This is a genomic window from Yoonia sp., assembly GCF_042093035.1.
GTDB lineage: Bacteria > Pseudomonadota > Alphaproteobacteria > Rhodobacterales > Rhodobacteraceae > Yoonia.
Genome location: NZ_JBELFI010000038.1, coordinates 1 through 19,786, shown reverse-complemented (window position 1 = coordinate 19,786; position 19,786 = coordinate 1). Strand labels below are relative to the sequence as shown.

Sequence of the window (19,786 nt, the reverse complement as noted above, 5' to 3'; positions counted from 1 at the left end):
TCGGGAGCGGCAGAAGCAAATGGCCCTCGCCCGGAAACGCGGCACTCATCACATCGGCGGCATCTAGGTCTGAAGTATGATCGCTCATAACCGGCTCATTCCTCAGGGCTTTGCCTTGGTGATTGGTGTGGCAGGCGGGTTGGGCGCGTATTTTCTGGGCTTGCCCTTGCCATGGATGTTGGGGCCAATGATCCTCAACACGGTCGCCGCAATGATACGCGCACCTGTTTCCGGGCCAGACGGACTGCGCTTCTATGTCATTCCGATCATCGGGGTGATGTTGGGGTCGAGTGTCACCCCTGAAATCTTTGGCTTTTTGGGAACCTGGCTCATCACGCTTGCCTTGCTGCCGCTTTTTCTCGCATCTGCGGCGGGCATTTCCTTTGCCGTCTACAAGCGGGTCGGCGGATACGATGCGGTCACTGCATTCTACGCCGCGATGCCCGGTGGGATCAACGAGATGCTGCTATTGGGTGCAGAGGCCGGCGGGGATGAACGCCGCATTGCATTGGCACATGCCGCACGCGTTCTGATAATCATTGTGTTTGTCGCCTTGTTTTTTGGTCTTTTTATTGGCGTTTCGAGCGGCGGACCCGGCGCGCCCCAATGGATTGGTCTTTATGAGATCTCGCTGCGCGACTATATTATCCTGGGCCTTTGTGCTGTGGCTGGAGCGATTTTAGGCAAGCGGTTGGGCCTGCCAGCTGCGCCGGTTTTCGGGCCGATGATCCTCAGCGGTATTGCCCATGTAGCAGGCTGGGTCACTGCTTCACCACCGACGCTTTTTGTCGTCGCCGCACAGATCACAATCGGCACGATTATCGGCACACGCTTTATCGGCGCAACAATGGCAGAGGTCCGACGGGACGTCGGACTTTCGGCAATCGCGTCTTTGCTGATGCTGATTGCCGCCATCGGTTTTGCCGAAGTCATCGCTTGGATCAGCGGCGTGCCGCTTGCACAGGCATTTCTGGCGTTCTCACCCGGCGGTCTGACAGAAATGTCCCTGCTCACGCTCGCGATGGGTCAGGATGTCACCTATGTGTCCGTGATGCACATCGTTCGGATCACATTGGTCATCGCAATCGCGCCCTTCGTTTTCAGATGGGCGCGACGCTGGTTCTAGAAATCAAGGTTTTCCACGTTGAGCGCGTTGTTCTGGATAAACTCGCGACGTGGTTCGACGACATCACCCATCAGCTTGGTAAAGAGGTCATCAGCTTCCGCCACATCCGCAACTTTGACCTGCAATAGTGTCCGGGCGTCGGGGTCGAGAGTGGTTTCCCAAAGTTGGTCAGGGTTCATTTCACCCAGACCTTTGTAGCGCTGCAATGATAGTCCCTTTTCGCCTTCTTCAAGGATGGCTTTCAGCAAATCCAGTGGGCCATGAATGATCTGGCTGCGGTCCTTGCGAACCAGCGTTGCGGGCAGATTGTAAACATCCTGCAAGCTTTGCGTGAAGGTGCCCGTGCGACGGGCCTCACCGCCACGCAGCATCGGGCCATCCAGCGTGCGCACTTCTTCGACACCGCGCAGGATACGGGCCAAGCGCATCCCTTTGTCTTGTGTGATGCGGCCTTGCCAGCCGCGCTCCCATTCCAGCGCGATCAGATCGAGCCGCTGCGCCACGCGGTCAGCCGTGCCTTGCAGATCGTTGTCAACGACGCCGGGCACAAAAGCACCAGCAATTGCGGCTTGTTCCAGAATGTGACGTGGATAATGGGTCGGGAAGGCTTCAAGGACACGCTTCATCTGGCGGGCCTCATCGACCACGCGCCGCAAATCGTTGCCGGAGATTTCCTCGCCATTGCCCTGACGCAGCATTGCGCCATCGATGCCCTGTTCAATCAGGTACTCGTCCATCGCGGCCTGATCCTTGAGGTAAACTTCGGATTTGCCACGCGCGACCTTATAAAGCGGCGGTTGCGCGATGTAGAGATATCCACCCTCAATCAGCTCTGGCATCTGGCGGAAAAAGAACGTCAACAGAAGCGTCCGAATATGCGCACCGTCAACGTCCGCGTCTGTCATAATGATGACTTTGTGATACCGCAGCTTTTCGATGTTGAATTCGTCACGCCCAATGCCCGTACCCAGCGCCATGACAAGGTTGCCGATTTCTTGGCTGGACAGCATCCGGTCGAAACGCGCGCGTTCGACGTTCAGGATCTTACCCTTGAGAGGCAGAATTGCCTGCGTCCCACGATCACGACCAGTTTGCGCAGAACCACCAGCAGAGTCACCCTCCACCAAGAATACTTCGGTCTTGCTGGGGTCTTTCTCAGAGCAATCTTTGAGCTTTGAGGCGTTGAAATTCACATCCATCGCAGACTTGCGACGAATTTCACGCGCTTTGCGAGCGGCCTCACGCGCGGCCGCGGCTTCAACGATCTTGGAAATAATCATCTTCGCTTCATTGGGGTTCTCTTCAAACCACTCATTCAGCTTTTCACCCATCAGGTTTTCAACCGCAGGACGCACCTCAGAGCTGACTAATTTGTCTTTGGTCTGGCTGGAGAACTTCGGATCGGGGACTTTGACAGACAGCACACATGTCAAACCTTCGCGTGCATCATCGCCAGTTAACGACACTTTCTCTTTCTTCGAAATGCCGGTTTCCGTCGCGTATTTCGCAATTGCACGGGTCAAAGCACCGCGGAAACCGGCCAAATGTGTACCACCATCGCGCTGCGGGATATTGTTGGTGAAGGGCAGCACCATTTCGTTGTAGCTGTCGTTCCACCACATCGCGACTTCAACACCGATATCATCGCGTTCGCCTGAAACATAAATCGGGGCGTCCAGCAGGGGTGTCTTTGAACGGTCGAGGTATTTGACGAATTCCTTCACGCCACCTTCATAAAAGAGATCCGCTTTTAGCGACTCTGCCGGGCGCAGGTCTTCGAGGATGATCCGCACGCCGGAGTTCAGAAACGCCAGTTCGCGCAGGCGCTTTTCCAGCGTGTGAAACTCAAAGTCGCGGTTGCTGAACGTGTCCAATGAGGCGAGGAATGTGACCTCCGTGCCTTTGCGGCCATTTGCGGGGCCTTCAACGCGCAAGTGTTCTTTCGTAAATCCACCCTCAAACCGGGCGTAATGCTCTTTGCCATCGCGCCAGATGCGCAATTCCAGATAGTCCGAAAGCGCATTCACCACCGAAACACCGACGCCGTGCAAACCACCCGACACTTTGTAAGAATTGCTGTCAAATTTACCGCCCGCGTGCAGTTGGGTCATGATGACCTCTGCCGCTGAAACGCCTTCTCCTTCGTGGATACCCACCGGAATTCCGCGCCCGTTGTCACCGACAGTCACCGAGCCATCGGCGTTTATCTTGACATAAACATGGTCGGCATGACCGGCCAATGCCTCATCAATTCCGTTGTCGACAACTTCGTAAACCATATGGTGCAGGCCGGACCCGTCGTCGGTATCGCCGATATACATGCCGGGGCGCTTGCGCACCGCCTCTAGACCCTTGAGAACCTTGATAGAATCGGCGCCATAGTCTTCATTTTTTTGGTCAGTGTCGGCCATGCAGGGTACCTTGTATCGCGTTGCCCAAAATATATGCGAAACAGGGGTGATTGTCACGCAAATGGCACAAGATTTTGTGGTTTTCCAAAGCAGCGGCATCGCGCCCTAAGTCAGGGCAATAACCACCCCGACACCGACCAAAAGCCAACCTGCGATTGTGTTCATCCGCCGCAACGCGGTCGGAGATTTCAGCACACCGCGCACCCGATCAACAGATGCCGCCAGAACGAGGTTCCCTACCAATGGAACAACGAAACTCAGCGCTGAAATCGTAACCATATCGAGCACTGTGACGTCGTTCAGATCAAAGAACCCCGGCAATACACCCATGTAGAATAGGACGGCTTTGGGGTTTCCGATAATCACCGCCAAACCCGCAAGAAAGCCCGCCCACATTCCCGGTCGTGTCAGCCTGCTGTTGGCGCTCAGCGCATGACCAGCATTGCGGATCAGCCCGACACCCATCGCCACAAACACAATCACCGCAACCCATTTAAGAATGACCATGAAGCCCGCGACTTCTGACACCAGCCAGGATACGCCCAGGACGGCGACAAGCGGCCAGACGATGTCGCCGATTGCAACGCCCATCGCCAGCGGCCATGCGGCCTGAAAACCGCCCGACAGCGACCGCGCCAACAACGCCACCCAGACTGGTCCGGGGGTCATGAACAAGATCAGCAAAGCCCCCGCATAAAGGAGCAATTCATAGGCGGTTATCGTCATTGTACAGGCAACGTCAGGCTGCCGTCGTCATTCAAAGCCCAAAACGGGTTATGCGCGACTTCCCAAACATGCCCATCGGGATCAGCATAGTAGCCGGAATACCCACCCCAAAACACCTTTTCGGGCGCCTTGACCGGCGTTGCGCCCGCCTTGAGCGCCAATGCATAGGCCGCGTCCACTTCGGCATCTGATGTGAAGTTCTGCGCGAGCGACATCGCGCCCGTTCCTAGCGTGGCGTCAGGCCGCCCCTGATCCCTGGCCAACGGTTCAAGTCCGAATAGGCCCAGGACCATCCCGTTGATCTGATAAAAGACCACTTCGCCCTCATCCGCGCTGGGCTGCCACCCCATGGCGCCATAAAACGCTTTCGCCCGCGCGATATCCGCGACGCCAAGAGTTATCAAAGTCACACGCTGCGGTGTCATAGGCTCGTTCTTTGCATTACGACCGATTCCCGGTCAGTTTCGGTCACTTCAATGTACTGCGCACGGTCATCCAGTTCTGAAAACAGCTCAGGCCCTGTGCCGCTCATAAAGGCTTGCGCGCCCAGCGCGTCAATTTCGTCATAAAGCGCCGCACGGCGGGTCGCGTCAAGATGGGCCGCGACCTCATCCAACAGAAGGATCGGAGGGGCGCCAAAATCGCGCGCCAAGGCCCGCCCGTTCGCGAGAATGAGGCTGATGAGAAGCGCCTTTTGCTCCCCGGTTGAACAGTCTCTTGCCAAGGTGCCTTTTTCGGCAAAAACTGCGTCCAGATCGGCGCGATGCGGCCCGATCAACGTGCGCCCGGCGGCCATATCGCGGCCGCGATTGTCAGCCAGAGCCATTTGTAGGTCGTCAGGGATGGGATCAGGAGAGGTCAGCGTCAGATTTGCCGTCGGAAAGGCGGTTGGTGCAGCGTTCTGGGCTGCCATCAGTTGCACAATCGTATCCTGCCGGTTGCGTTGAATAGTTGCCCCAGCTTCGGCCATTTGCGCTTCAATCGCGGAATACCAATGCGGGTCGCGCACCATGTCTTTCAACAAACGGTTGCGTTCGCGCATGGCCTTTTCGTAGCTCAGCACAGCGTCCGCATGGGTCGGCTCGAAGCTCAGCGTGGCACGGTCGAGAAACCGCCTGCGCCCCTCTGCCCCTTCAATCCATAGCCGATCCATGGATGGCACCAGCCACAAGATGCGGGCGATCCTGCCAAGCGCGACTTGCGGGGCGGCTTTGCCGTCGATGCGTAGCTGGCGCGGGTTGCCTGCCTCTGCCCATGTTTCCAGCTCGTGGGTTTGATGCAACGACCCTAGGATTGCGGTGATCTTCCAGCCCAGCGCCTCTGGTCTGCGCGTCAAATCATCGGCACCAGCACGGCGCATCCCACGGCCAGGCGATAACAACGACACAGCTTCGAGAAGGTTCGTTTTTCCTGCCCCATTGGGGCCAAAAATCGCAATCGGACGCCCATCAAGCGCAACCGTCGCCCGCTTATGGGATCGGAAATGAGAAAGGGTCAGCTCTGATAAGACAAGTTTTGACATGACGACCCCGAGGATTTTCTAGAAAATCCCGACCCCGTCAAACACGCATCGGCATCACGACATAGACGGCTGAGGTGTCATTACCTTCGCGCATCAACGTCGGATCACCGGAAGAGTTAAACATGAACACCGCATTTTCGCGGTCGACCTGACTGGCGATTTCCAACAGATATTTGGCGTTGAAGCCAATCTCCAGCCGCTCATCGCCGTAAGCCACGGCGAGTTCTTCTTCCGCAGCGCCGCTGTCAGGTGCGTTCACCGAAAGCACCAAGCGATCTTCTTCCAAGGCCAGTTTCACAGCGCGCGACCGCTCTGACGATACTGTCGCCACACGGTCCACCGCTTTGGCAAATTCGCTGGCGTCGACTTCCATCTTGCGCGTGTTGCCTTGCGGGATCACGCGCGTGTAATCGGGAAACGTCCCGTCGATCACCTTCGATGTCAACGTAATGTCGGGTGTCGCAAAGCGGATTTTTGTTTCAGAAACAGAAACCGCTATTTGGATATCATCATCGTCCAGCAGCTTGCGCATCTCCCCCACGGTTTTGCGCGGCACGATGACGCCAGCCATGTCCGCCGCACCGTCCGGCAGATCGGCATCAATCCGCGCGAGCCTGTGACCATCGGTTGCCACACAGCGCAGAACCTTGCCGCCATCGCTGTCAGCAACATGCATGTAGACACCATTGAGGTAATACCGGGTTTCTTCGGTCGAGATTGCAAACTTCGATTTGTCGAAAAGGCGGCGCAGGACTGGTGCTGGCGCCGAGAAGTTCGCCGCATATTCAGAGGTCGCCATCACCGGAAAGTCTTCCTTGGGAAGTGTCGCCAGTGAGAAGTTCGAACGCCCCGCTTCGATTGTCAGGCGACCAGATGCACCGTCCTCTGTCAACGTGACCAGCGCGCCATCGGGCAGCTTGCGCACAATCTCATTCAGCGTGACGGCGGCGACGGTTGTCGCGCCTGCGCGTTCAACTTTGGCAGGCGCGCGATCAACCACTTCGATATCCAGATCAGTGGCGCGGAAGTGGACATCGTCGCCTTCCGCCTCAATCAAGACGTTCGCGAGAATCGGGATCGTATTGCGTCGCTCGACCACGGATTGGGCTTGCGCCACCGCTTTCAAAAGTGCCGCACGTTCAATGCTGAATTTCATGTCCCAATCTCCGCAAATCGTGGTGCCGGACAAGGCCGGACGCAGAATGTACCCTATTCCACGAGCGCCTCAAGCGTTTTGTTGGACTGTTGACGAAGGCCCTGCTTTCGTCAAGCGCAGGGTGCTATTCCTGCAAGGCGCGGCGCAACAATTCCAGATCGTCGGCGATCTGGCTATCAAGCGCCATCAGCTCTTCGATCCGGCGCACGCCATGCATTACGGTAGTGTGGTCGCGACCACCAAAACGGCGCCCAATTTCCGGCAAAGAGCGGCTGGTCATCTGTTTGGCCAGATACATCGCAATCTGGCGCGGGCGCGCATAGTTGCGTACGCGCTTCGGGCCGATCATATCTGATAATCGGATATTGTAATGCTCGGACACTTTGCGCTGGATTTCCTCGACCGTGACTTTGCGGTCGGAGGCCTTGAGCACATCGGAAAGGCAATCCTGCGTCAGCTCCAGATTAATCTCACGGCCCACGAGTGATGCAAAAGCAAACAGACGGGTCAACGCGCCTTCCAGCACACGCACGTTTGTCGAAATGCGATGCGCCAGGAACTCAAGCACACCATCTGCGATTTCAAGCTCCGGATATTGGGCGGAATAGACATCGACTTTGGATTGCAGAATGCCCAGGCGCAGCTCATAATCCGTTGGATGCAGGTCAACGACGAGGCCGCATTGCAAACGGGATTTTATCCGCTCTTCGAGGTCCTTGATTTCACCGGGCGCGCGGTCGGCGGAAATGATGATCTGCTTTCCGGCATCAACAAGTGCATTGAAGGTGTGAAAGAACTCTTCCTGCGTGCTGTCCTTGCCGCCGATAAACTGCACGTCATCGACCATCAGGATATCAACAGACCGAAACAGCAATTTGAAATCCATCATCTTGCGTTCGCGCAATGCGGTGATGAAGCGGTACATGAATTGCTCAGCCGAAAGATAAAGCACGTTCAATTCCGGGGAGCGCTGCTTCAGTTCATGGGCAATCGCGTGCATCAGGTGGGTTTTTCCAAGGCCGACGCCACCATAAAGGAAAAGCGGGTTGAACGTGACAGGGCCGCCTTCGGCAACACGACGGGCGGCAGCATGGGCCAGTTCGTTGGGTTTGCCGACGACAAATGTATCAAACGTGAAACGCGCATCAAGCGGGCCGGATGATCCCTTGTCGCGCGCAGGCTTCGCGGAGGTTCTTCCCTTGGAGGCATCAACCGACTGCGACGGGACGCGGAAGCGCAAGCGATGGACGTCGCCGCCCGCTTTTTTCAGCTGGTAAATGATCTGATCGCCGAAGTTCTGAGAGACGTAATTGCCGATAAAATTTGTTGGCACCTCAAAAATGGCAACGCCATCGGACAATTTTGAAAACTGCAGTGGCGCGATCCAACTGGAGTAGTTGCTTGCTCCTACAGTGCCCTTCAGCGCCCCAAGTACATTCGCCCAAATGTCGTTCGTCATTTACAATCACTGCCCCCAAGCCGGTATTCAAATCTCAACGCGCCACAGCGCAAACGACACATTGACCGAGACAAAGAGACAATTTCGCTCAGGTTGCCTATCCTGAGCGGATGCCTTTTATCCAAAACTATTGGCTGCGGCGCATATGTGTCCAAAAACAGACATGCGCTTCGCGGCAGCAGTCAAGGGTCATAAGCAGCGGCAAACATCAGAGAGCAGACCCCTGATATCAGCGCAGACACAATCAGCAAAACGGCCAATTCGGGCCTTCCCGCCTTTGCATAAAGTCGACAACACATTACCAGAGCGGACGATTGCATCACGATGCGCTTGCCCATTCTTGTGTCGCAAATCCCCTTATGTCCCCCCGGAACGATGTGAATCGCATGGCTAAGCTAGCAAGGGCTTTGGGCACCCATCAACATAACATCGCGCTTGACTCTGTGATTGACGAAAAAGAATCTCTCGTCGCTTTAAAAAATCTCATTTTCTGCGCGACGGCATCACAGTCTGACAAAAAAAGCGCACCTCAAAAAAGGCGCGCTTGAAATTTTTCACAACTTGGCATTGCTGCCAGATTCGGTTTTAGCCGACAGCCTTGACGCGTGCCGCGAGGCGGGAGACTTTGCGCGCGGCCGTATTCTTGTGCATGATGCCCTTAGTCACGCCGCGCATGATTTCAGGCTGGGCCGCCTTCAATGCAGCCGCAGCGGCAGTCTGATCGCCTGATGCGATTGCTTCCTCAACGGCGCGCAAATATGTGCGGATACGCGAGCGGCGCATTTTATTGACAGCAAAACGGGCCGCATTCTGACGCGCGCGTTTTTTGGCCTGTGGTGAATTTGCCATGTGATCGTTCCTTAAACTGGAGCCCATAAGGGCAAACTGAATTTCAATAGCGCAATCTGCCCAAGCCCCGGGTTTTCATACCGGAAGATCTGGCCAAAGCGGGCCTCACGCGCATGTCTGACGCGGCGTCTAAGCGAGACTGCCGCGCGATTCAACCCAAAAAGATCATCTTCGTTGTCTGAGTGGCTAAGATGCAGGGCCCAAGGGGCCGCCGACTACTTGTCGCGGAACTGCGCCTCGCGCTTTTCGGTGAAGGCGGCCATGCCCTCTTTCTGGTCCTCGGTCGCAAACAGCGCATAAAACGCGCGCCGTTCATAGTTTAGACCTTCGGCAAGCGTCGTCTCATAGGCGCGATCAACTGCATCTTTGGCCGCCATCGTCGCCATTTGAGATTTCTCGGTGATCTTCTCTGCCGCGCTCTTGGCCTCGGCCAGCAGCTTCTTGACGGGGACAACACGGCTGACCAAACCGCTACGTTCGGCTTCTTGCGCGTCCATGAAACGTCCGGTCAGGTGCATATCCATGGATTTCGACTTGCCCACATAACGGGTCAGGCGCTGCGTTCCGCCCAAACCGGCCATAATGCCAAGGTTGATCTCGGGCTGGCCGAACTTCGCATTATCGGCGGCAATGATGAAGTCGCACATCATCGCAAGCTCACACCCGCCGCCCAGCGCGTAGCCAGACACCGCCGCGATAATCGGTTTGCGTGTGCGATTGAAACGCTCGGTTTCATTCTGGAAAAACCGGTCATGATACATTTCCACAAAAGTCTTGTCGGCCATCTCGGATATATCGGCGCCCGCAGCAAAGGCTTTTTCTGAGCCAGTGATGATGATGCAGCGCACCTTGTCATTGGCATCCGCGTCTTCCAGAGCAGTGCAGAGTTCTTTCAGCAAATCCAGGTTGATTGCATTCATTGCATCAGGCCGGTTGAGCGTGATCGTTGCAATGTCATCGTTGATGTCGACAATTATCTTGTCAAAGGCCATGCTGCCGTCCCTCTCGCCGCTGGTCAGAGCCTCAGAGTTAGCAAAGCCGTCCAACAGTTCAAGTTATCTTTGGCATTGCGGACAAAAGAAAGATGAGCGTCCGGATTGGACGATTCGCTTGATTTTCTTGTCGCATCCGTGGGTTAGGCAGGACTGGCCTTCACGGTCATAGACCTGAAAAACATGTTGGAAATACCCCAATTCACCGTCCGATTGGCGATAATCCCGCAATGAAGACCCGCCCGCGGTGATGGCTCGGGACAGAACATCACGGATCAACGGCACCAGTGAAGCCACCCGTTTTGCACTGATCTGACCTGCTTTGCGCTTGGGGTGAATGCCCGCACGGTAAAGGACTTCGCAGACATAAATGTTCCCCAGACCGGCCACCGTCCGCTGGTCCAGAAGCGCAGATTTGATCGGCGTGTTGCGCCCTGCAAGCTGTGCAATCAGATATGTTTCATTAAAGGCATTGCCCAACGGTTCTGGCCCCAGATCGCAGATCAGCCAGTGGTCGTCTTGTTGATCCGTTTGCATCAGATCCATCGCGCCAAAACGGCGGGCATCGTTGAACGTGATCCGCACATCATCATCCATCTCAAACACGACATGGTCGTGCTTGGCGGGCGCCGGATGCGGATGGTGGTATTCGCCGACCATATGGCCAGAGATAAGCATCCGCCCCGACATGCCCAGATGAATGAGCAGCGTCTCCGCGCTGGCAAGATCAACCAAGATATACTTTGAGCGGCGGCGTAAACCAAGCACGCGTTGCCCTGTCAGCCGCTCTGCCATTCGCGCGGGAAACGGCCAACGCAGGTCAGGGCGGTTGACCCGCGCCCGCGCTATGACGTGGCCGGTCATGACCGGCGCAATCCCGGCTTTGACGGTTTCGACCTCTGGCAATTCTGGCATGATGGTGTCTTTCCTTTGGTCCGCTGCAACGTAGTGCGCTGCGACATAAATGCGAAGGGCCATTGCGCGCGACGGGTCTGATTGTCATTCGCGCATAACGGCCTATAAAGTGGCAGAGAAACCGATAGGCCGCCCCACATGAGTGACACCCCAGAAAACACAACCCATTTCGGGTTTGAAACCGTTCGCGAGGCTGAAAAGGCCGGACGTGTTCAGGGTGTCTTTTCCTCGGTCGCCAGCAAATACGACATTATGAATGACGTGATGTCCGGTGGTGTGCATCGGATCTGGAAAGACGCAATGATGGATTGGCTGGCACCGCAGCCCGGGCAGCGTCTTTTGGACGTTGCCGGGGGGACGGGCGATATTTCATTCCGGTTCCTCAAGCGGGCGGGCTACGGGCAGGCAACCGTTCTTGACCTCACTGAATCTATGCTGATCGAAGGACGCAAACGCGCTGATGCAGAGAGGCTTTCAACCAGCCTCGATTGGGTGGTGGGCGATGCGATGGCATTGCCTTTTGAGGCCAATACCTTTGACGTCTATACGATCAGCTTTGGCATCCGCAACGTCACGCGGCCGCAGGATGCATTGGCCGAAGCCTACCGGGTCCTCAGGCCGGGTGGGCGGCTTATGGTGCTGGAATTTAGCCAATTGCCAAACCCGATGATGCAAGCCGCCTATGACGCCTATTCGTTCAATGTGATACCGCAGATGGGAAAAATGATTGCCGGGGATCGGGATAGCTATCAGTATCTTGTTGAATCCATTCGTAAATTCCCGGATCAAGACACTTTCCTCGATATGGTGCGGGACGCTGGTTTCGAGAACGCAAAATACCGCAACCTGAGCATGGGTGTCGCTGCGTTGCATTCGGGTTGGAAACTGTAACTTGCGCGGTCCTCACAACATCATCCGCCTGATCCGCACAGGCGCCACATTGGAACGCACCGGCGCGATGAAGGTCGTATTGGATGCTTTCGAAGCAGGCCCACTGTTGCGGATCACGTTCCGTACTTTGGTGTGGCCGTTTCAATGGCTGGGCTTTAAAGGCGATGTGACAATGCCGCCAGCGGTGCGCGCGCTGACGGCACTTGGGCCAGCCTATATCAAATTCGGGCAAATCCTGTCGACTCGGCCGGATGTGGTGGGTGATGAGCTGGCCGTTCAACTGCGGGTTCTGCAAGACAAACTGCCACCGTTTTCGATGCGCGAAGCCAAGCAGACCATTCAGCAAGAGCTTGGGCATTCTTTTGACCAATTGTTCGCTTCGTTCTCCGAGCCCGTCGCGGCGGCGTCGATCGCGCAAGTGCACAAGGCGCATTTGGCCGACACTGGCGAAGCCGTCGCGGTCAAAATTCTGCGCCCCGGGATCGAGAGAGCGTTTCGCAAGGACATCGACGCGTTCTATTTTGCGGCCCGTGCGATTGAATTTTTGTCGCCATCGTCGCGGCGATTGCGACCGATGGAGGTCATTACCCATTTCGAAGGCGTCGTAATGGGAGAACTGGACCTGCGGCTTGAAAGCTCTGCCGCGGCTGAATTTGCGGCCAATACCAATAATGACAATGGCTTTCAGGTACCTGATGTACGTTGGCATTTGTCCGCAAAGCGGGTGATGACCCTTGAATGGGCCGAAGGTGCAAACATCGGCCTGAACGACGTACTTGATGCCGCAGGGCATGACAGGCGCGCACTTGCGGCGCGCGTTCTTCAGGTCTTTCTGAATCAGGCCCTCCGCGACGGGTATTTTCACGCTGACATGCATCAGGGGAACCTGAAAGTCGCCGCAAATGGAGACATTATTGCCTATGATTTTGGCATTATGGGGCGCTTGGACGAATACACCCGTCGCGTATATGCAGAGATCCTATTTGGCTTTATTCGCAAGGACTACCGCCGTGTTGCCGAGGTGCATTTTGAGGCGGGTTATGTCCCCTCCGACCGCGATATTGACGAATTTGCCCGCGCGCTGCGTGCCGTAGGTGAGCCAATTTTCGGCATGGACGCCAGCCGCATTTCTATGGCGCGCCTGCTGAGCTACCTCTTTGAAGTAACTGAACGCTTTGGCATGGAGACCCGGACAGAGTTGATTTTGCTTCAGCGGACAATGGTGGTTGTGGAAGGTGTGGCACGATCACTCGATCCACATATGAACATCTGGCAGGTCGCGAAACCGGTCGTGGAAGATTACATCAAGCAAAGCATCGGACCACAGGCCCTGCTGCGCGATCTCACCCAAACCGCGCGTATTCTCGCGCGATTTGGTCCGCAACTTCCACGCTTGGCTCAAGAAGCGCTTATCAATCAGAACAATCCGCCGCCGCCACCAAAGCCGCAACGCACCGTGGCGCGATTGTCTTGGATGGCGCTCGGTGGTGTGATTGTTGGTGGCGCAGTCTGGCTGACAGCGCTGCTGGGGTAATCGCCGCACCTGGATCGCGGCCTCTTATCCTGTTCCGTCACGCAATGCCGTTATTTCGGTGCCGGGAACCACGATACCGCCTTGCAAGACAACTACGGGCTTTCCGTCGGCGATCCTGACTTCTGTCACGCGGCTGTAGGTTTCAACCGCGACCTCTCCGATGACTTCGCCGTTCGATATTCCGACGGAACTCAGATTATACATTCCAGGTGGTAATGGGCTGCCGTCTGGCGCCACCCCGGCCCAAATGATCGGGCCTGAACCCGCGACATAAGGCATTCGCTGCACCTCTTCGCCCGCAGCGTTTCGAACGACGATTTCTGTGCTGTCCGCCAATCCCATTGTTTTGGGAAAGATTTCAATCGGCTCGCTGTCGAAAAAGACGGCAGCATCGGAACGGGCCTCCCGACCAACCCAGGGCGCCAGATCTGTCAGCCCGCCTATCGCCATCTGAGACGTCAGATTATCAAGAAGTTCATTTGTTTTGACGGCCTGCTCCACACCCGAAAATGTTGCCAGCTGGGTTGCATAGTCAGTGGAATCGACAGGGTTGAGCGGGTCTTGGTACTGCATTTGCCCCGTCAACATTTTCAGAAATACTTCGAAATCCGAGCTGAGCTGACTGGTCTTGCTCGTCGCATCGCCAAGGGTTGGCGCCGTCGCCGATCCCAGGGCGTCGTTTCCGGCCAGTGTATTCGTGCCAATTTCCATTTTGCCCCCTAAACCCTCAAATCCAGGCCCGTCGTCAGTTGTCCTGATGCACCTTTCGGTGGCTCAACAGACTGCACGGCCAAGTCATTTCGCTCGCTCAATTCATCTTGTCCGTCTGAATTTCTGGGCTGCCCATCAGAGCCGAACGAGAAGGAAATACTGTCATAGCCAATCGCACGGAATTCCTGCGCGAGAGCATCAATGTGGCGCCGTAACAGATCATTCGTTTCGGGCCGGTCGGCGAGAAGCACCAGTGTCACCGCCCCTTCAGACGCAGTCAGTGTCATTTTCACGCGCCCCAGTTCCTCTGGATTCAACGCGATCTCCGTCGCGCGGCCTTGCGCTGCTGAAATCGCAGTAGAGATTTGTTGTGCAACCTGACGCGCTGCTTGTGTTGACGTTGGCGTGGTCGCGCCTGATGCAGAGACTGATGCAACGGTGCGCCCTTCGGACAGGGCATTTTGCCCTGTCTCTGATGCGCCGCGGGGAAGCGTTTTTTCGATCTCTTCTACCTGCCGCGCAAAGGCTTTCGGATTGGTCATCCCGGTTTGCAGCGTTGCCGCCGCCGGCAAGACAGGCGCCTGCGCGTTTGCTGAAGGCGCTTTCGGTTCGCCGGGACTGGGCCGTGGATCGACTTCCGATTCTTTGCGCGGGCTCGGCAATGAAACCGGAGCGGATTGCGACGCGTTGGCCGGCGATGGCGTCAGCTGTGGCCGGGCTTCATTGCGCGTCAATGTGACGGCAGCAGAAGGCCCTTTTGGCTCCGTCTTGGTGGCGTGCTGCGGCGATCGTTCGACCGCGACGTCATCCGCGCCAGGTTCAACAGCAATGGGAACACCACGGGCAGGCGGTGCCGCAAGTCCGCGGGCCACGACAATGGTCTGCGCAGATGCCGCGGAAGATGGCAAAGGCTGCTTGGGACCATTTTGATTTTCCCTTTCCCGTATGGCAGTCACTTCCTGTCCGTCCTGCACCAACGCTACCTTTGCTGGTTTGCCTTCCAGAAGCGCGCTGGCCGCCTGCGGATTCTTGATATTGATTACCAGATCCCCGGAGACCGCAGCCCGCACCTTCGCGTTTTCCGGCAACACGATCTGAATTGCGGTCGGCTCCGCCGTCAGCGGAGGCGGTTTTGCGTCTTCCGTGACAGGCAGTTCGATTGTCTCATCAGTGGCAATCGCGAGGTTCTGCGTTTCCGCCCCGACGGTAAGGGGCTCAACTTGACCTTCCACCAGCGTCACAAAGGCTGGCGCACCAGGCGGCATTTCCGCATCGTCCGGGGCAACCGGTGGGGTTTGGGCCTTTGGTCCGGCCTCCAGGATATGTAATGGGTTCATCGGTTCTCCGAAAGAATCACTGTTTCATTCGTTTTGCGCCAAAAAAATTACTGAATGTTTAGGACTGTCCGGCAAAACTCAAAAAAACCGCCAAACGGAGAATCCGATGAACACGATCCCTGTCTTGCCCCCGCCCCGGCCCGCATCGCCAATCCCCGACTATATCCAGAACGACGCAAAGCTGCGGGATGCCGCAATCAAGCTTGAGGCCACGTTTCTGTCGGAGATGCTGAAATCCGCCGGATTGGGCGCGATGCCGGAATCATTTGGCGGGGGTGCCGGTGAGCAACAATTTGCATCATATCTTCGACAGGCTCAGGCGGATGAGATGGCAAAAGGCGGTGGGATCGGTTTGGCAGAGGCCCTTTTCGAAGCCATGAAGGAACGCTTTCGTGACAGCTAGTCCCACCGCAGAACTCAAAGGCCTTTTGGATGATGAAAAGGTCGCGCTTTTGGCTGGGGATTATGAAAAACTCACTCAGATTGCAGCCCGGAAACAGACGTGTATGACACGGCTTGCGGCCGCTGCGCCATCCTCTGCTACGCTGCGAGATCTGAAAGCACGACTACAAACCAATCAAGACCTGACAGCATCCGCCCTGCGGGGCGTGCAAGCGGCAAAGGCACGATGGGCAGAGCTTGAAAAAGTGCGTGATGGGCTGACAACATATGACCTGTCCGGCAAAGTCGCAGTCGTCCCCACCCAGCAGAGCCGGGTGCAAAAGAAAGCGTAGGTTTCAATCAAATCCTTCTTATTTCAAAGGATCGCATTAACGGATTGTTCAGGCACTTTTGGCCATATCCATGCAGTCTAGAACGGCCGGGGTCTCGCTCGAAGAACCCGTAATTCGTCAGAATGACGCGCCAATCCGCATCACTGCGGCTTTTTGAAAATCATCGGCGCAAAGCGCCTTCTTTAGGGGATATCCAATGTCCAGCATTCTGACCAACAACAGCGCAATGGTCGCGCTTCAGACACTCAAGTCTATCAATAATGACCTGTCCAAAACACAATCCATGATCTCCACCGGGTTAGAGGTGGCTTCTGCCAAAGATAACTCTGCTGTTTGGGCTATTTCGAAAGTCATGGAATCAGACGTCAAAGGCTTCAAGGCCATTTCGGAGAGCCTGTCTCTTGGCGAATCCTCTGTCGCGGTTGCCCGGAACGCTGCCGAAACGGTTACTGATCTGCTCACCGACATGAAGGAAAAAATCGTCGCGGCGCAGGGCGAAAACATCGATCGCACGAAACTCCAGGCCGGTATTGACGCGCTGAGCGATCAGGTATCTTCAGTGGTGGGTGCCGCCCAGTTCAACGGCTTGAATTTGTTGCAAGGGACAGATGATGTAAATGTGCTCGCCTCGCTCGACCGCAGTAGCACCGGCGAAGTCACGCCGAACAACATTACAGTTACGCGTCAAGATTTGAGCGCTGACAAGGGTGTCTATGGCACAGGCGCGGACCTGTCCGGCAATGTGACGGCTGCTGACGGGGCTGGTAGCCTTGCAGGCGGTGCGGGCGCGGAATTCTCGGCGACCGGCAACACGATGACTTTGGCAATCGCCGCACCAACTGCGGGCGCATCAAACACATTTACCTTGCAGGTAGCGGGTGAAACCGTGAACTTCACGTCTGCTGCGAGTGGCAACACCGCGACGACAGTTGCGACAGGTCTGACGGCTGCATTGAATGCAGCGGGCATTGAAGACATCGCTGCAGAAAACGTGAGTGGCGTGATTACGATCACTTCGACGTCCGGCTTCGATGATGTTGAAGTGAATTACTCCACCTCGGACAGCCTTGCGACGGTCGCTGTGAACGGCGGGAGTGCGACGTCTGGCGGCGTCGGGTTTACAGACGAAACGATCACCGCACGCGCTTCCACAATCACATTTGGGGCGGCGGCGAATGTCGCTGAAGGTGATGGCTATCGCGTCTCCATCGGCGGGCAGTCCTATGACTATATTGCCGGCAAGGGCGAGACCACCGAAGATGTCGTGCGCGGCCTAAAGTCTGTGATTGATGGCGCTGCTCTGGCGGACATCACCACCAAAGTGACGCAGGACAGCACAACCGATGAATGGGTGCTGCAGCTTGATAACGCAGGTACCGATGTCGCTTTGGCGGCTGAAGGTGCTGCAGGCGGTGAGGCCACGGGCGGTCTGATTGCTTTGGGTACATTGGATGTGACGACCGACAATGGTGTTGATGCGGCCTTGGCCAACATCGAAACCATGATTAATACCACAATTGACGCGGCGGCTGAGTTTGGTTCGACCCAAGGCCGGATTGAGACACAGTCCGACTTTATTTCACAGCTGACAGACTCATTGCGGATAGGCATTGGTGCGCTGGTCGATGCCGACATGGAAGCGGCCTCAGCCCGTCTGCAGGCGTTGCAGGTGCAACAGCAGCTGGGCGTTCAGTCCCTGTCGATTGCAAACCAGGCACCTCAGACAATCCGGTCTGTGTTCCGGTAAGTTATCAGGCGGCGCCAGTGTCGGCGCCGCCTCCCTCATGGCCAAGGTAAAACCATGGTCCGTTCTTAATGCTCCTGAAAGGACGACACGTGAACGTCATTGAACAAGCGCGACAAGCCTACGCCCCGGCACACACTGCAACACGGACAGACCGCTCAATCGAGGCGCAGCTGATTAGCCAGATCACCGCGCGTCTGCGACAAGCCCAAATCAACTGCGAGACAGCTTTTCCTGCCCTCGTCACAGCGCTGCACGAAAACCGCCGCATGTGGACCGCCATGGCCGCCGATGTTGCCGATGGCGCAAATGCATTGCCCCAAGAACTGCGCGCTCAGATATTCTATTTGGCTGAATTCACGGATCACCACAGCCAGCTGGTCATCCGCGGAAAAGCCACTGCCGAGGCACTGATTGATGTCAATATGGCGGTGATGAAGGGGCTTAACGGCCAGCGTGCCGCCTGATGTCAGGACTGGTCCTTAAACTAAATCCGCGCGAGCGGGTGCTGGTGAATGGCGCTGTCATTGAAAATGGTGACCGTCGCTGCAGGCTTTCCATCATGACGCCGAATGCAAATATCCTGCGCCTGCGCGATGCCATCAGACCGGATGAGGTCAATACGCCGGTGAGGCGCGTCTGCTACATTGCCCAATTGGTGCTCTCTGGCGATGTCAGTCCAGATAATGCGAAGTCCCAGATTTTGCGGGGGATCGAACAACTCAGCCAGGTACTCCGCGATGAAGACAGCCGCAGTCAGTTGGACAACGCGACTGAGGCCGTCAGCCAGACTGATTTTTACCGCGCGTTGAAATTCCTCCGGAATCTGCTGCCGCGCGAAGCTCGGCTTCTAGAGGCGAGTGCAGAATGAATTTCCAACCCGTCGTTCCATTCACTGGCTATCCCGGCTGGACGTTTTTGCAGCGCACGCAAGATGCGCAACAAGCCGCGTTCACAGAGGCCACGCCGGTCAAGCGCGCCACCGCATATTTCAAGGAAAACATAGCCGACGCACGTACCGCAGCGGATCTCGTTGAAGATCGGCAGTTGCTTTCGGTCGCGCTTGGCGCTTACGGCCTCGATGACGATATTGAGAACAAATTCTTCATCCAGAAAATTCTCGAAGATGGGACAATCGAAGATGATGCCCTAGCGAACAGACTGTCGGATAGCCGCTATGCAGAATTCAGCCGCGCGTTTGGATTCGGCGATTTGCCAATCGCCAAGACCGGCATCAGCAGTTTCGCAGACCGCATCATTCAACGCTTTGAGGATAAACAATTTGCGAGGGCCGTCGGGAACGAGAATAACGATCTGCGCCTTGCCCTCAACGTTGACGAAGGCCTGACTGAAACGATTGAGGCGAATACCACACAGGCGGGCCAATGGTTCTCCGTGATGGGAAACCCTCCGCTACGGTCAGTCTTCCAAACGGCACTTGGTCTCCCCAACAGCATTGGAAGCGTCAATGTCGATCAGCAACGCGATATTTTTCAGACCGCCGCCCGATCTGCCCTTGGTACAGACAAGCTTTCCGATATTGCTGCGCCGGAACAACAGGAGAAATTGATCCGGCTGTTTCTGGTCCGGTCAGAGGCCGCTGCGTTCGCGGCCTCTTCCTCTGGATCTACAGCTCTCACGCTGCTGCAGTCTTCGCGATTCGCTTTCAACTGACGCTG

At 56.3% G+C, this 19,786-nt stretch carries 20 protein-coding genes; 9 read left to right on the top strand and 11 right to left on the bottom strand.

Annotation, left to right across the window (positions count from 1 at the left end):
• Positions 1–76 precede the first annotated feature (76 nt).
• The gene (locus tag ACFDSS_RS07175) at positions 77–1,126 is read left to right on the top strand and encodes an AbrB family transcriptional regulator (protein WP_375255082.1); all 1,050 of its coding nucleotides are present in this window, start codon (positions 77–79) and stop codon (positions 1,124–1,126) included.
• Here ACFDSS_RS07175 and gyrB read toward each other — a convergent pair.
• The 9 genes from gyrB to mutM all read right to left on the bottom strand — a co-directional run bounded on the left by gyrB (position 1,123) and on the right by mutM (position 11,156).
• Complete coding sequence (gene gyrB, locus ACFDSS_RS07170) at positions 1,123–3,537, bottom strand: DNA topoisomerase (ATP-hydrolyzing) subunit B (RefSeq protein ID WP_375255081.1); 2,415 nt, start codon at positions 3,535–3,537, stop codon at positions 1,123–1,125. The two genes, ACFDSS_RS07175 and gyrB, sit on opposite strands and share 4 nt — an antisense overlap.
• A 105-nt stretch (positions 3,538–3,642) precedes the next feature.
• Positions 3,643–4,263, bottom strand: a complete 621-nt coding sequence (locus ACFDSS_RS07165; RefSeq protein ID WP_375255080.1) for a LysE family translocator — start codon at positions 4,261–4,263, stop codon at positions 3,643–3,645.
• Positions 4,260–4,688: a VOC family protein gene (locus ACFDSS_RS07160; RefSeq protein WP_375255079.1), complete on the bottom strand. Its 429-nt coding sequence runs from the start codon at positions 4,686–4,688 to the stop codon at positions 4,260–4,262. The genes ACFDSS_RS07165 and ACFDSS_RS07160 overlap by 4 nt, the downstream gene beginning before the upstream one ends.
• A complete protein-coding gene (recF, locus tag ACFDSS_RS07155; protein ID WP_375255078.1) occupies positions 4,685–5,785 on the bottom strand; it encodes a DNA replication/repair protein RecF in 1,101 nt (366 codons plus the stop codon). The genes ACFDSS_RS07160 and recF overlap by 4 nt, the downstream gene beginning before the upstream one ends.
• 37 nt (positions 5,786–5,822) lie before the next feature.
• Positions 5,823–6,941, bottom strand: a complete 1,119-nt coding sequence (dnaN, locus tag ACFDSS_RS07150; RefSeq protein ID WP_375255077.1) for a DNA polymerase III subunit beta — start codon at positions 6,939–6,941, stop codon at positions 5,823–5,825.
• A 124-nt stretch (positions 6,942–7,065) separates the two neighbouring features.
• Complete coding sequence (gene dnaA / locus ACFDSS_RS07145) at positions 7,066–8,400, bottom strand: chromosomal replication initiator protein DnaA (protein ID WP_375255076.1); 1,335 nt, start codon at positions 8,398–8,400, stop codon at positions 7,066–7,068.
• A gap of 585 nt (positions 8,401–8,985) precedes the next feature.
• Complete coding sequence (gene rpsT, locus ACFDSS_RS07140; protein ID WP_375255075.1) at positions 8,986–9,249, bottom strand: 30S ribosomal protein S20; 264 nt, start codon at positions 9,247–9,249, stop codon at positions 8,986–8,988.
• Positions 9,250–9,464: 215 nt separating this feature from the next.
• A complete protein-coding gene (locus ACFDSS_RS07135) occupies positions 9,465–10,241 on the bottom strand; it encodes an enoyl-CoA hydratase (RefSeq protein ID WP_375255074.1) in 777 nt (258 codons plus the stop codon).
• 63 nt (positions 10,242–10,304) lie between these two features.
• Positions 10,305–11,156 (bottom strand): bifunctional DNA-formamidopyrimidine glycosylase/DNA-(apurinic or apyrimidinic site) lyase, encoded by an 852-nt coding sequence (gene mutM / locus ACFDSS_RS07130; RefSeq protein WP_375255083.1) that lies wholly within the window; start codon positions 11,154–11,156, stop codon positions 10,305–10,307.
• 138 nt (positions 11,157–11,294) lie between these two features.
• Between mutM and ubiE the strand changes: the two genes are divergently transcribed.
• Together ubiE and ubiB are read left to right on the top strand one after the other, a co-directional pair.
• The gene (ubiE, locus tag ACFDSS_RS07125; RefSeq protein ID WP_375255073.1) at positions 11,295–12,047 is read left to right on the top strand and encodes a bifunctional demethylmenaquinone methyltransferase/2-methoxy-6-polyprenyl-1,4-benzoquinol methylase UbiE; all 753 of its coding nucleotides are present in this window, start codon (positions 11,295–11,297) and stop codon (positions 12,045–12,047) included.
• 1 nt (position 12,048) lies between these two features.
• The gene (ubiB, locus tag ACFDSS_RS07120) at positions 12,049–13,581 is read left to right on the top strand and encodes a 2-polyprenylphenol 6-hydroxylase (RefSeq protein ID WP_375255072.1); all 1,533 of its coding nucleotides are present in this window, start codon (positions 12,049–12,051) and stop codon (positions 13,579–13,581) included.
• Positions 13,582–13,605: 24 nt separating this feature from the next.
• Here the strand turns inward: ubiB and ACFDSS_RS07115 are convergent, their stop codons facing one another.
• Complete coding sequence (locus ACFDSS_RS07115) at positions 13,606–14,292, bottom strand: flagellar hook capping FlgD N-terminal domain-containing protein (protein ID WP_375255071.1); 687 nt, start codon at positions 14,290–14,292, stop codon at positions 13,606–13,608.
• A gap of 8 nt (positions 14,293–14,300) precedes the next feature.
• Complete coding sequence (locus ACFDSS_RS07110) at positions 14,301–15,629, bottom strand: flagellar hook-length control protein FliK (RefSeq protein ID WP_375255070.1); 1,329 nt, start codon at positions 15,627–15,629, stop codon at positions 14,301–14,303.
• Between the two features lie 106 nt (positions 15,630–15,735).
• Between ACFDSS_RS07110 and ACFDSS_RS07105 the strand changes: the two genes are divergently transcribed.
• The 6 genes from ACFDSS_RS07105 to ACFDSS_RS07080 all read left to right on the top strand — a co-directional run bounded on the left by ACFDSS_RS07105 (position 15,736) and on the right by ACFDSS_RS07080 (position 19,781).
• The gene (locus ACFDSS_RS07105) at positions 15,736–16,032 is read left to right on the top strand and encodes a rod-binding protein (protein WP_375255069.1); all 297 of its coding nucleotides are present in this window, start codon (positions 15,736–15,738) and stop codon (positions 16,030–16,032) included.
• On the top strand, positions 16,022–16,363 hold the full coding sequence (locus ACFDSS_RS07100) for a flagellar protein FlgN (RefSeq protein ID WP_375255068.1): 342 nt from the start codon (positions 16,022–16,024) through the stop codon (positions 16,361–16,363). Before ACFDSS_RS07105 ends, ACFDSS_RS07100 begins: the two co-directional genes overlap by 11 nt.
• A gap of 196 nt (positions 16,364–16,559) precedes the next feature.
• Complete coding sequence (locus ACFDSS_RS07095; RefSeq protein WP_375255067.1) at positions 16,560–18,110, top strand: flagellin; 1,551 nt, start codon at positions 16,560–16,562, stop codon at positions 18,108–18,110.
• A gap of 89 nt (positions 18,111–18,199) precedes the next feature.
• A complete protein-coding gene (gene flaF / locus ACFDSS_RS07090) occupies positions 18,200–18,574 on the top strand; it encodes a flagellar biosynthesis regulator FlaF (protein WP_375255066.1) in 375 nt (124 codons plus the stop codon).
• Positions 18,574–18,978: a flagellar biosynthesis repressor FlbT gene (flbT, locus tag ACFDSS_RS07085; protein WP_375255065.1), complete on the top strand. Its 405-nt coding sequence runs from the start codon at positions 18,574–18,576 to the stop codon at positions 18,976–18,978. Before flaF ends, flbT begins: the two co-directional genes overlap by 1 nt.
• Positions 18,975–19,781 carry a DUF1217 domain-containing protein gene (locus ACFDSS_RS07080; protein WP_375255064.1) on the top strand — a complete coding sequence of 269 codons (807 nt, stop codon included), beginning with the start codon at positions 18,975–18,977 and terminating at the stop codon, positions 19,779–19,781. Before flbT ends, ACFDSS_RS07080 begins: the two co-directional genes overlap by 4 nt.
• Positions 19,782–19,786: the final 5 nt, after the last annotated feature.

Bases quoted from the DNA above. Each gene is read 5' to 3' on its own strand.
- ACFDSS_RS07135 (WP_375255074.1), bottom strand. From the start codon at position 10,241: ATGGCCTTTGACAAGATAATTGTCGACATCAACGATGACATTGCAACG.
- ACFDSS_RS07105 (WP_375255069.1), top strand. From the start codon at position 15,736: ATGAACACGATCCCTGTCTTGCCCCCGCCCCGGCCCGCATCGCCAATC.
- ACFDSS_RS07165 (WP_375255080.1), bottom strand. From the start codon at position 4,263: ATGACGATAACCGCCTATGAATTGCTCCTTTATGCGGGGGCTTTGCTG.
- recF (WP_375255078.1), bottom strand. From the start codon at position 5,785: ATGTCAAAACTTGTCTTATCAGAGCTGACCCTTTCTCATTTCCGATCC.
- flbT (WP_375255065.1), top strand. From the start codon at position 18,574: ATGTCAGGACTGGTCCTTAAACTAAATCCGCGCGAGCGGGTGCTGGTG.
- mutM (WP_375255083.1), bottom strand. From the start codon at position 11,156: ATGCCAGAATTGCCAGAGGTCGAAACCGTCAAAGCCGGGATTGCGCCG.
- ACFDSS_RS07160 (WP_375255079.1), bottom strand. From the start codon at position 4,688: ATGACACCGCAGCGTGTGACTTTGATAACTCTTGGCGTCGCGGATATC.
- ubiE (WP_375255073.1), top strand. From the start codon at position 11,295: ATGAGTGACACCCCAGAAAACACAACCCATTTCGGGTTTGAAACCGTT.
- dnaA (WP_375255076.1), bottom strand. From the start codon at position 8,400: ATGACGAACGACATTTGGGCGAATGTACTTGGGGCGCTGAAGGGCACT.
- ACFDSS_RS07110 (WP_375255070.1), bottom strand. From the start codon at position 15,629: ATGAACCCATTACATATCCTGGAGGCCGGACCAAAGGCCCAAACCCCA.
- ACFDSS_RS07080 (WP_375255064.1), top strand. From the start codon at position 18,975: ATGAATTTCCAACCCGTCGTTCCATTCACTGGCTATCCCGGCTGGACG.
- gyrB (WP_375255081.1), bottom strand. From the start codon at position 3,537: ATGGCCGACACTGACCAAAAAAATGAAGACTATGGCGCCGATTCTATC.
- ACFDSS_RS07175 (WP_375255082.1), top strand. From the start codon at position 77: ATGATCGCTCATAACCGGCTCATTCCTCAGGGCTTTGCCTTGGTGATT.
- ACFDSS_RS07115 (WP_375255071.1), bottom strand. From the start codon at position 14,292: ATGGAAATTGGCACGAATACACTGGCCGGAAACGACGCCCTGGGATCG.
- ACFDSS_RS07095 (WP_375255067.1), top strand. From the start codon at position 16,560: ATGTCCAGCATTCTGACCAACAACAGCGCAATGGTCGCGCTTCAGACA.
- dnaN (WP_375255077.1), bottom strand. From the start codon at position 6,941: ATGAAATTCAGCATTGAACGTGCGGCACTTTTGAAAGCGGTGGCGCAA.
- rpsT (WP_375255075.1), bottom strand. From the start codon at position 9,249: ATGGCAAATTCACCACAGGCCAAAAAACGCGCGCGTCAGAATGCGGCC.